This window comes from uncultured Rhodococcus sp., from assembly GCF_963525155.1.
Lineage (GTDB): Bacteria > Actinomycetota > Actinomycetes > Mycobacteriales > Mycobacteriaceae > Rhodococcus_F > Rhodococcus_F qingshengii.
In genome coordinates this window covers 19,955-30,855 of sequence record NZ_CAURKP010000052.1, presented here as the reverse complement: position 1 = coordinate 30,855, position 10,901 = coordinate 19,955, and the positions used below count along the sequence as shown (strand labels likewise).

Below are 10,901 nucleotides of genomic sequence, written 5' to 3'. Positions count from 1 at the left end.
CCATCACCACGACCCTATGGCCGCCGCTCCGGGGCAACTTTTCCAGCCTATCCCAACCTGGCCACCGGCGCAAACCGGAACCCCGTGAAGAAAAACTGGATTGTGTTCGCCAGGCACTTCGTACAACCTCGTGTCACTCACCCTCGCAGGTGGGAGTCGGTGTCCGTGTCGCTCTGACCTGGACAAAGTTACGCGAAGATCAACACAACACCAAATCGCCAGGTCAGAGCACTGCGGTCGGTTAACTTCACGGAACCCAGTACCTCTCGGCCAGTTCTTCGACGATCGGATCGCCTTCCTCGGCCTGCTCCAACGCTTCGAGATCGTCGTTGATCGACACCAACCGCGGATCGTCACCCTCAGCTTCCTGAATCGGGTGCCGACCGTCCTCGGCGAGTTGCCTCAGCAACTTTTCCTTGACGCGGGCTTTCAACGAATCAGCCATACCGCCAGCATGTGCCGCGCGGGCCCAGTTGTCGAGGCCTACTCGTCGTCCTTCTTGCCGAAGACACGTCGTGCCGTCGGAATCAGGATGATCAGCGCGCCGAGCAGAACGATGAGCGAAAAAACCTGCAGTGCCATGTCGACCTCTTACCGTCACGCCGGCGCGAGCCAGCTCCCCCACGGGGTGTTTCGAACAACCGTAAATGCAACGAGAACTCCGAGCACCACGATCGTCACAGTCGGCCGAAGCACGATCATGCGATCCCGCGTGCCTTTCCAACGGCGCACTGTCCAACCGATCCACGCGATCACCAACACCGCGATAAACGGCACGATCAAGGCATTGCTGGACACTGCGGCGCCAATATCCAGATTAGTCAGGTCATTGACCGCACGAAGGCCACCACACGCCGGGCACCACAATCCCGTCAACGCGTACATCGGACAAACGCCGTAACTACCCGCGCTGTGGGGATCACGGAAGTGGAGTACCGCGGCGGCCGTCACGGCCACTGCAGCAACACCGACGGGTGCGGCCAGCGAGCGTCGTCGACTTGTGACCGCTTCCAACTCCATGGCACCCACTGTAAGAGACCCCGGCCGCGACTAGCGGGCGCGAACGACTACCGACCGGACCACCATGTCGTGCCAGCACTGGTGCTTCGAGTCCCAGAGCGGCCAGAGATAGTTGAGGAAGCATGCCCCACCCAGGATCGCCATCATGATCCAACGAAGCAGCGCCATCACCGGGCCGAGCGGTACACCGTCGGACTCCCGAATCACCGAAATTCCCAGCCACTTCTTGCCGAGCGTCTGTCCGGTGTTCCCTTGTCTGAAGACGAGGTTCCATACCTCGATCAAGAAGATCGCCAGTATGCCGACGACCATGACGATCACGCCGACCGGATTGCCGCCTTCAGCGCTCACGCTGCCGTCGTCGTATGTGGTCACTTCGGATCCGGAGAACGCGATCACCGCCCCGATGATCGCGAGGATGACGCCCGGGAGCGGAACGACAAAGCCGTCGAGGATTGACGCGAACACCCGCGAGATCCAGCTTGCGTACGGATAGGCGGGCGTCGGTGGCTGATAACCCTGCGGCGGCATCGGCGGCATCTGCCCGTACGGCGGCTGATTCTGCGATGGTTGGCCTGGTCCCCAGTTCTGATCCGACATCGAGGTCTCCCCTGTTCAGGCACGTGTTCGCCGAACTCAGGATAAACCGCACATACGCAAGAATTGGGAACTAACGACAAGAGCCCCACATCCGGATTTCCGGGTGTGGGGCTCTTGGCTGAGCTGCCTGAGAGAATCGAACTCTCGACCTTTTCATTACGAGTGAAATGCTCTACCGACTGAGCTAAGGCAGCGTGCCTTTCGGCGGTGGCGAGTCTATCTGGTCAACCCCCGGATCGCGAAAACGGGGGTCGGAAAGCGGCTCCGATGGAGGCAACCATCGCATCGAGCGCCCACTGCAACTTGACGTTGAAGTCGACGGCCTCGCGGCATTCGAGCACCGCTTCGATGCACTTGAGCAACCCCTCCGGGGACGTTCGCGCAGCCAACTCGGCGGCCTGCCGAGCCATGTCGGGATGGGTCGCCGTCGACGTCGACCCCAGCGAACAGGAGAGCGCGTCCCGGTACATGCCGGCAAGGTCGATCAGCGTCCGGTCGAGAAGATCGCGGCGGGCCCGGGTGTCGCGCGATTTCTGACGCGCTTCGAGGTCCTTGATCAGACCAGCCGATCCGCGCAGAGTCCCGGCTGTTCCCTTGCCGGTTCCACCACCACCCAAGGAAACCTTGAGCTCCTCGAGCTCCTGTTCCTTGAGTTCGGCGTAGAACGCCTTGGTGTCAGCCTCGATCGACTTCACCAAGTTCTCTGCGGCCTTGTACGCCGTCGAAGCCCCGATCGCGTCGGCGGCTAGTCGAAGCGAACGCTGACGCTCGTCGCGCGCGCTCTCGTCGGTGGCGAGACGCCGAGCCCGGCCGACATGTCCGCCGCTGATCGATGCGGCGATTCTCGCCCGTTCCGGATCCAGCCCGTCGCGGTCGATCAGTACCTGGGCGATCGATTCGACGGACGGCGTCACCAACGGCATGTGCCTACACCGCGATCGGAGGGTGACAGACATGTCTTCCGGATCGGTCGTCGGCGCGCAGAGCAGGATGACCGTGCGGTCCGGCGGCTCCTCGACAACCTTCAGGAGGGCGTTGGCTGCGCCTTCGGTCAAACGATCGGCATCCTCGACCACGATCACCTGCCACCGCCCCGTCGTCGGTCGACGCGAAGCGATGTTGACTATCTCGCGCATGCCTTTGACGCTGATGCTCAGGCCGTCGGGGATGATCCGTCGTACGTCACCATGGGTTCCACCCATCGTCGTCGTACACGCATGACACTCACCGCACCCTGGTGCACCGTCGGAGGTGCATTGCAGGGCAGCGGCGAAGCAGAGAGCAGCCACCGAACGACCAGAGCCGGGTGGCCCGGTGAAGAGCCACGCGTGGGTCATCTCCGAGCCGCTGGAATCGCCACGAGCCGACAGTGCAGCATCACGCAGGCTCTGCTCGACGTCGTGCTGACCCACCAGCCGACCGAACACACCTCGTTCGGCCACTTCAGTACTCATGCAAAAACCCTAACCGTCGGCACCGACGAAGCCTTACGAGTCTTTCTTCGCCGGAGCCTTCTTGGCGGCGGCCTTCTTTGCCGGGGCCTTCTTTGCGGCTGTTTTCTTGGCAGCGGCCTTCTTGGCCGGAGCCTTCTTGGCTGCTGCCTTCTTCTTGACCGGGCCGCGCGCACGACGATCAGCCAGCAACTCCGACGCCCGAGCATCGGAAATGGATTCGACGTCGTCGTCCTTGCGAAGGCTGGCGTTGGTCTCGCCGTCGGTGACGTACGGACCGAAACGGCCGTCCTTGATCACCATCGGCTTCTCGCTGACCGGATCGACGCCCAACTCACGCAGCGGAGGCGTTGCCGACGCCTGACGCCCACGACGCTTCGGCTCGGCGTAGATCTTGAGCGCCTCGTCGAGCGTGACGGTGAACATCTGCTCTTCGTTGGCGAGCGAGCGTGAGTCCGTGCCCTTCTTCAGGTACGGACCGTAACGGCCGTTCTGCGCGGTGATCTCTTCCTTCGATTCGGGGTCGACACCCACGACGCGCGGAAGCGACAGCAGACGCAGCGCATCTTCCAAGGTGATCGTCGCCAAGTCCATGGACTTGAGCAGCGATCCGGTCCGCGGCTTGGGGCCTGCGACCTTTTTGGCAGCCTTCTTCGCAGGCGCCTTCTTGGCCGCGGCCTTTTTCACCGCAGTCTTGGTGCTGCCCGAGCTGATTTCTTCCGGCTCGGGAGCGGTGACGGGAACGATGTCCGGTTCCGGCTCGGCCGGCGGTTCGGGCAGGATCTCGGTCACGTAGGGACCGAAGCGGCCTTCCTTCGCGACGATCTCGTGGCCCGTCAGCGGGTCGACGCCCAGCTTGCGGCCCTCTTGAGGCGTCGAGAACAACTTCTCGGCGTACTCGGGAGTGAGCTCGTCCGGTGGCAGGTCATCGGGGAGATTTGCCCGCTGCGAGATCAGATCGCCTTCGGGATCGTCCGGGTTCTGAACCATGCGCTCGAGATACGGGCCGAACCGGCCGACGCGCACGTGAACCTCGCGACCCTCGGCGTCGTCGAACAGTCGGATGGAGTTGACCTCGCGAGCGTCGATCTCCTCGAGATTGACACCGACCATCTTCTTCAGCCCGCCCTCGCGGGCGACCGAACCTTCAGCGCCTGTCTCGCCGCCGAAGTAGAAGCTGCTCAGCCAGTTGCCACGCTGCTCACGGCCACCGGCGATCGCGTCGAGATCGTCTTCCATTCCTGCCGTGAAATCGAAGTCGACCAGCCGGCCGAAGTGCACCTCGAGCAGCCCGATGACGGCAAACGCCACCCAGGACGGAACCAGCGCGCTGCCACGTTTGTAGACGTATCCGCGATCGAGGATGGTCTTGATGATCGACGAGTAGGTCGAAGGACGGCCGATGCCGAGTTCTTCGAGCGTCTTGATCAGGCTGGCTTCTGTGTAGCGAGCGGGCGGGTTGGTGCTGTGCCCGTCCGGATCGAGCTTGGTGGCCGTGACTTCCTGACCCTTGACCAGCACCGGAAGCCTGGATTCGGCGTCGTCCGACTGACCGCCGGCCTCTTCGTCGACGCTCTCGACGTAAGCCTTGAGGAAGCCGGCGAACACGATGGTGCGACCCGAAGCGGAGAACGTGCAGTCCTCGCCGGTGCCTGCCGTGCCGGAGATGCGAAGCGTCAACGTCGTACCGCGGGCGTCGGCCATCTGCGAAGCGACGGTCCGCTGCCAGATCAGTTCGTACAGCTTGAACTCGTCGGAATCGAGCTTGGAGTGCAGCTGACCCGGGGTCTGGAACACGTCGCCGGCGGGGCGGATCGCCTCGTGGGCTTCCTGCGCGTTCTTGACCTTGCGGGTGTACTGACGCGGCGTCGGATGCACGTATTCCGGACCGTACAACTCGGTGGCCTGCGCACGAGCGGCAGCGATCGCCGACTCCGAGAGAGTCGTCGAGTCGGTACGCATGTAGGTGATGTAGCCGTTTTCGTACAGACGCTGCGCGATACGCATGGCGCGCTCGGACGTGAAACGAAGTTTGCGTCCGGCTTCCTGCTGGAGCGTCGACGTCATGAACGGCGGGTAAGGCTTGCGCGTGTACGGCTTGTCCTCGGCGGAGGAAACAGTGAGGTCGACGCCCTGCAACGCCTCCGCGAGACGACGCGCGTATGCCTCGTCGAGCACGGTGACCGCGCTGCCCTTGAGCTTTCCGTCAGCTCCGAAATCGCGACCGGAGGCGACACGCGAACCGTCGACGGAGACCAGGCGCGCACCGAAACTACGCGGGCTCGCCTCTGCACCGGCGTCGAGCGTCGCGGAAATATCCCAGTACGACGCCGACTTGAACGCCATCCGCTCGCGTTCACGCTGGACGATGACGCGAGTGGCCACCGACTGGACGCGGCCGGCCGAGAGCTTCGGCATGACCTTCTTCCAGAGAACCGGGCTGACCTCGTAACCGTAGAGACGGTCGAGGATGCGGCGGGTTTCCTGAGCATCGACGAGGTCGGTGTCGAGTTCGCGGGTGTCTTCGGCAGCAGCACGGATTGCCGGCTCGGTGATCTCGTGGAAGACCATTCGACGAACCGGAATCTTGGGCTTGAGGGTCTCGAGGAGATGCCAGGCGATTGCCTCGCCCTCGCGGTCAGGGTCAGTTGCGAGGAAGAGTTCGTCGGCGTCCTTCAACAGAGACTTGAGTTCGGCGACCTTGCCCTTCTTTTCCGGGCTCACGACATAGAGCGGCTCGAAGTCGTGATCGACGTTGACGCCGAGACGGGCCCACGACTCGCCCTTGTACTTGGCCGGAACGTCCGCTGCGCCGCGCGGGAGGTCGCGAATGTGACCGACCGATGCCTCGACGACGTAGTCCTTACCGAGGTAGGGAGCGATTTTGCGCGCCTTGGTCGGTGACTCGACGATCACGAGGCGACGAGGGTTACCGGACGCTCCCTGACCGCTGCCGTTGTCCGCTTTAGCCACCTGCTGCCCGAGCCTTCCTTTGGACGTTCACTGCCGTCGGCAGATCTTCAGAACTAGACGTGTGGAGCAAGTTATACCCCGTGTCTCTCTTTACAGAGTGACATACCCGCAAGACATTCGTGCAGATCAGTACAGTATGGGCTCCGTCGGACACGCGGCATCAGCACCGTTGGACACGCGGCATCAGCACTGTCAGACGTGCGGCCAGGCGACCGAGGTGTCGACGTGTTTCGGCGCCTCACCGAGGTATTCGACGAGCTTTGTCAGTCTCTTCTTTCCCGACACACGGAGCCCCGGACCCGGTGTCCGGTTACCCAGTTGAGTCGGCGCGATACCAACCCTCATCAAGGCCTGAGCCAGCGGTGCGTGTGTCTCCTTGGCATGGGGGTCGAGGCCGAACACGAATCGTTCCCCGCCTTCTTCGAGGCGGCCGGCGGCGACGGCCCACACTCGGAGTTGGCGAGAATTAGGAACCCACCCGACCGGCACGGCCTTCACTGCTCCCTTGGTCCATTGCACGGACAGCGGAAGGAGTGCGGGCGTCGACTGAGTTCGGACGAGTGGGCTGCCTTCTTCGCTACGCGTCACCTCGGCCCCGAGTCCGCACTGCGCGATCAACTCGGCAACGGCCTGCGCTCTCCAGTCCCGATCCACGACGATCGAGATCCGCGCGCGATCCTCCGAGGTCACGGCCTGCCCCGGTCCGGCCAGCATTCCGGCAAGGTCCGTCACGGCAGGTGGAATCGACTCGGCAGAGAAAAAGGACAGTTGGCTCACAGAGTGAAACGTAAGCCACGAAGGTATCGACGGCATAGACGACCGGCCGTGGCCGAACAGCTGCGTGCATTCACCTCGGACAGGGAAAGTACTAACCCAGCCCGAAAAGATTTGTCCCCCACCGCACGGATGCGATGGGGGACAAATACTGTCCGAACTAATCGCTCAGCAAGTGAGCGGAAAAATCAGACCGCGCGAACGCCGGTAGCCTGGGGCCCCTTGGTGCCCTGGCCGACCTCGAACTCCACACGCTGGTTCTCCTCGAGGGTACGGAAGCCGTTGCCCTGAATTTCGGAGTAGTGAACGAAGACGTCTGCGGAACCGTCTTCGGGAGCGATGAAGCCGAAGCCCTTTTCAGCGTTGAACCACTTCACAGTGCCCTGTGCCATGCTTTTCCTTCTCTTTCTAACACCGGATTCGATGAACAGCCCTTACAGTCCACCGGGCCGGTTCCGACCGCTGTACGTCTTTATTTCCCCCTCAGGAAAGGCAGAGCACCGCGCCCGCAACAACGATCCTGCGAGCGTGCACTTTCTCAAGCCTACGAACACAGAAGCTGCGACCGATTGTCAGTCAACCATGTTCTCCGCGTGCACAACAGTCGAAAAGGGAACTAAAAACGTTAAAAGTTCGCTACGAGAAAAACAGCCCACGATCGTGGTTTCCCGCTCGCGCGCCGAGCACCCGGTTCCACCAAGACCGCCGACCGTTGCGTATCATCAAAACTGCAGGTAGCGACAGTTTCCGATTGCCGCCACACCCCAACGCCGAGCCCGGAGAGTCACGTGAACGCACCTTCCCCGATCCCCGCCCCGGGAGGGAAGCCTGGCGAGACCTACGGGCAGATGCTGCTCGATCGGGTCGTCGCCGGGGTCAGTGGAAGCGAAAAACCACTGATGTTCACCGCGCAGTTACCTGCTCGCGTAGCCGAGTTCACCGAATGGCCGGAGTGGGTGCACCCCAGCGTCGTACGTGCGCTCGCCGAGCACAGCGTGCGGTCCCCGTGGATCCACCAGAGTGAGGCCGCCGACCTCGCTTACGCCGGAAAACACGTGGTCGTGGCCACCGGTACGGCGTCGGGTAAGTCACTGGCGTACCAACTCCCGGTGCTGACGGCCATGGCGACCGATCCGCTCGCAACAGCTCTGTACCTCTCCCCCACCAAAGCGCTGGGCTCCGATCAACTGCGAGCAGTGCTGTCCCTCACCGACTTCGACGTCGAACTTCGCAGCACGAACGCCAGTGCGTACGACGGCGACACCTCGCAGGAACTCCGCACCTGGGCACGTGAGAACTCACGCTGGCTCTTCACCAACCCCGACATGATCCACATTTCGCTGCTTCGTACCCATCAGCGATGGGCGCACTTCTTCCGCAACCTGAAATACGTGATCATCGACGAATGCCACTCCTACAGGGGAGTCTTCGGATCCAACGTCGCGCTCGTGATCCGGCGACTACGCAGAATTGCAGCCCGTTACGGCGCCGAACCTACCTTCATCCTGGCGAGTGCGACCACAGCAGATCCCGGCGCAGCGGCATCGCGGCTGATAGGCGCACACTGCACCGAGGTCACGAAAGACGGATCGCCGCACGGCCCACGCACCGTCGCGCTGTGGGAGCCGCCGCTACTCGAGGCATTGACCGGCGAAAACGGTAGCCCGGTACGACGTCCCGCGGGCGCGGAAGCCGCGCGGATCATGGCCGACCTCATGATCGAAGGCGCCCGCACTCTCACCTTCGTCCGCTCCCGCCGCGGCGCCGAACTGACCGCGATGGCCACCAAACGTCTACTCGCCGAGGTGGACCCGGACCTCGCCGCGCGAGTCGCGTCGTATCGCGCCGGATATCTGGCCGAGGACCGACGCGAACTGGAAGCTGCACTCGCCGACGGCACACTGCTGGGCGCAGCCACCACCAACGCACTGGAGCTCGGCGTCGACATCGCAGGCCTCGACGCCGTTGTCGTGGCAGGCTTCCCGGGCACCGTCGCCTCGTTCTGGCAGCAAGCGGGTCGCTCCGGGCGACGCGGTGAGGGTTCACTCGTCGTGTTGATCGCCCGCGACGATCCACTCGACACCTACCTCGTTCACCATCCGTCAGCGGTACTCGACAAACCCGTCGAGGCGACGGTGACAGATCCCGGAAATCCGTACGTCCTGGGACCACAACTTCTCTGCGCTGCAATGGAACTCCCACTTTCCGATGCCGAGGTGGACGCGTTCGGGGCTCTCGAGGTTCTGACGAGACTGTCCGAGGAAGGCAAGATCCGGCGCCGAAAGCACGGGTGGTTCGTCACCGCCGATTCGAACCCCCACGGCTCTTTGGACATTCGCGGCGGCATCGGAACTCAGGTGGCCATTGTCGACGGTGAATCCGGCCGGATGCTGGGCACTGTCGACGCGGGCCGCGCTCCGGCCACAGTTCATCCCGGCGCCGTGCACATCCATCAAGGCGAGACCTACGTCGTCGACGAACTGGACCTCGACGTCGGACTCGCACTGGTACACACCGAGAATCCGGACTGGACCACCTCGGCTCGCGAGACCACCGAAATCACGATCACCGAACAACTCGAGCACAAGAACTACGGCGACATCGCCGTCGCTCTCGTCCAGGTCGAGGTGACACATCAAGTCGTCGGGTACCTACGACGGTTGACTTCGGGTGAAGTCCTCGACTCGATCGAACTCGACATGCCCGCACACACTTTGCCCACCAGGGCAGTGATGTACACGGTCACGCCGGAACTCCTCGAATCAATCGGGGTCCCGCCCGAACGGTTCCCCGGATCACTGCATGCCGCCGAACATGCCGCAATCGGCCTGCTGCCACTGGTGGCGATCTGCGACCGCGGAGACATCGGCGGAGTGTCCACCGCGATGCACGCGGACACCGGACTCCCGACCGTCTTCGTCTACGACGGTCATGCCGGCGGCGCCGGGTTCGCCGACCGAGGGCACAGCGAACTGTCCCGATGGCTCACCGCGACGCGCGACGCCATACTGTCCTGCGAGTGCGCTCACGGTTGCCCGTCCTGCGTCTATTCACCCAAGTGCGGCAACGGAAACGACCCACTCGACAAAGACGGCGCGGTCAAGGTTCTGACCGCCGTGATCGACACGATCAGCTGACCGGACCCGCACGCGCGTAAGCCTGCGCATCCCCGATCCCGAAGCCCGACAACAACACCGGTGCGCGTATCTCGACGACTACATCCCACCCCTGCACCTCGCACTCCGCGAGCACCGTACGCATCCGCTCCGCGATCACCGCGGACATCTCACACGCCGACTCGTCACCGCCGTCCAAGGCGCCCGCACCGCCGAGAGCCGAAAGATCAGCGGCCGACTGAGCCGTGTGCCGAGCCACCACTGCGGAACCGACATGCAGCATCCCACCGGTCAACATCACGATCGCCGCCAGAACGCAGCATGCCAGAACCGTGGCAACACCTTCGTCGTCACGTAGGTTCACTCCTCCTCCACTCCCGACTCCACAGCTGCCACCGCCTCGGAAGAAATGTCGACCAACGGCAGCAACGCACTCTCGGCGCTGACAACGGCCACCGCAAAGCCGTCGACGATCTCCACCGAGATCGACGCATCTTCGGGTGCGATCCGGCGGGCCGTGGTGACCGCAGACTCACGATCACCACGTGCCACCAACCGCGCGGCCTCACGAGCGGCGTCGACACACCGAACCTGCATCGACACCGCCAGGACTCCACCGACACACAGCACGACCACCGTGACGATCGAAGCCAGAGCAATCGCGGCCTCCACCGTCACGGCGCCGTCGTCGGCTTGCCGAATACCTCTCGTGGACAACATCACACAGCTGTCTTGAGCGCCTTGTCGATGATGCCTGTCAGCGCCGAGACAATGGAGTCGCCAGTGACAACCGTGTACAGGACGGCACCGAATGCGGCAGCCGCAATCGTGCCGATCGCATACTCCGCGGTGGACATGCCGTCGTCCTCGGCAACCAACAGCGCAAATCTGGCCGACACCGTCCTCAACGTCTTCGAAATCATTTCTCCCCCTTCAATCGAAACCTGTGGCAGCACTTCTGCCGCAG

At 63.2% G+C, this 10,901-nt stretch carries 11 protein-coding genes and 1 tRNA gene; 1 reads left to right on the top strand and 11 read right to left on the bottom strand.

The window, feature by feature from the left end; translation table 11 throughout:
* Positions 1-247 precede the first annotated feature (247 nt).
* The 8 genes from RWT78_RS13320 to RWT78_RS13285 form a co-directional block, all read right to left on the bottom strand.
* Positions 248-445 carry a hypothetical protein gene (locus RWT78_RS13320; protein WP_003946112.1) on the bottom strand — a complete coding sequence of 66 codons (198 nt, stop codon included), beginning with the start codon at positions 443-445 and terminating at the stop codon, positions 248-250.
* A gap of 152 nt (positions 446-597) precedes the next feature.
* Positions 598-1,020 carry a DUF2752 domain-containing protein gene (locus RWT78_RS13315; protein WP_007732476.1) on the bottom strand — a complete coding sequence of 141 codons (423 nt, stop codon included), beginning with the start codon at positions 1,018-1,020 and terminating at the stop codon, positions 598-600.
* Between the two features lie 30 nt (positions 1,021-1,050).
* Positions 1,051-1,620 carry an RDD family protein gene (locus RWT78_RS13310; protein WP_047270004.1) on the bottom strand — a complete coding sequence of 190 codons (570 nt, stop codon included), beginning with the start codon at positions 1,618-1,620 and terminating at the stop codon, positions 1,051-1,053.
* 121 nt (positions 1,621-1,741) lie between these two features.
* Positions 1,742-1,814, bottom strand: a tRNA-Thr gene (locus RWT78_RS13305).
* A 30-nt stretch (positions 1,815-1,844) separates the two neighbouring features.
* Positions 1,845-3,074: a DNA polymerase III subunit delta' gene (locus tag RWT78_RS13300; protein ID WP_037132620.1), complete on the bottom strand. Its 1,230-nt coding sequence runs from the start codon at positions 3,072-3,074 to the stop codon at positions 1,845-1,847.
* Positions 3,075-3,107: 33 nt separating this feature from the next.
* Positions 3,108-6,044: a type I DNA topoisomerase gene (gene topA / locus RWT78_RS13295; RefSeq protein ID WP_003946104.1), complete on the bottom strand. Its 2,937-nt coding sequence runs from the start codon at positions 6,042-6,044 to the stop codon at positions 3,108-3,110.
* A gap of 192 nt (positions 6,045-6,236) precedes the next feature.
* Positions 6,237-6,821, bottom strand: coding sequence for a hypothetical protein (locus tag RWT78_RS13290; protein WP_314676099.1), 585 nt, complete (start codon positions 6,819-6,821; stop codon positions 6,237-6,239).
* A gap of 185 nt (positions 6,822-7,006) precedes the next feature.
* On the bottom strand, positions 7,007-7,210 hold the full coding sequence (locus tag RWT78_RS13285) for a cold-shock protein (RefSeq protein ID WP_003946117.1): 204 nt from the start codon (positions 7,208-7,210) through the stop codon (positions 7,007-7,009).
* 456 nt (positions 7,211-7,666) lie between these two features.
* Between RWT78_RS13285 and RWT78_RS13280 the strand changes: the two genes are divergently transcribed.
* Positions 7,667-9,955: a DEAD/DEAH box helicase gene (locus tag RWT78_RS13280; RefSeq protein WP_314676102.1), complete on the top strand. Its 2,289-nt coding sequence runs from the start codon at positions 7,667-7,669 to the stop codon at positions 9,953-9,955.
* On the opposite strand, the gene RWT78_RS13275 is transcribed toward RWT78_RS13280, so the two are convergent.
* From RWT78_RS13275 to RWT78_RS13265, 3 genes are read right to left on the bottom strand one after another with little or no spacing between them, the layout of a single operon-like run.
* Positions 9,948-10,298: an Rv3654c family TadE-like protein gene (locus RWT78_RS13275; protein ID WP_314676096.1), complete on the bottom strand. Its 351-nt coding sequence runs from the start codon at positions 10,296-10,298 to the stop codon at positions 9,948-9,950. The genes RWT78_RS13280 and RWT78_RS13275 overlap by 8 nt on opposite strands.
* The gene (locus RWT78_RS13270) at positions 10,295-10,654 is read right to left on the bottom strand and encodes a TadE family type IV pilus minor pilin (RefSeq protein WP_050655290.1); all 360 of its coding nucleotides are present in this window, start codon (positions 10,652-10,654) and stop codon (positions 10,295-10,297) included. Before RWT78_RS13270 ends, RWT78_RS13275 begins: the two co-directional genes overlap by 4 nt.
* Positions 10,654-10,857 (bottom strand): DUF4244 domain-containing protein, encoded by a 204-nt coding sequence (locus tag RWT78_RS13265; RefSeq protein WP_007732448.1) that lies wholly within the window; start codon positions 10,855-10,857, stop codon positions 10,654-10,656. Before RWT78_RS13265 ends, RWT78_RS13270 begins: the two co-directional genes overlap by 1 nt.
* Positions 10,858-10,901: the final 44 nt, after the last annotated feature.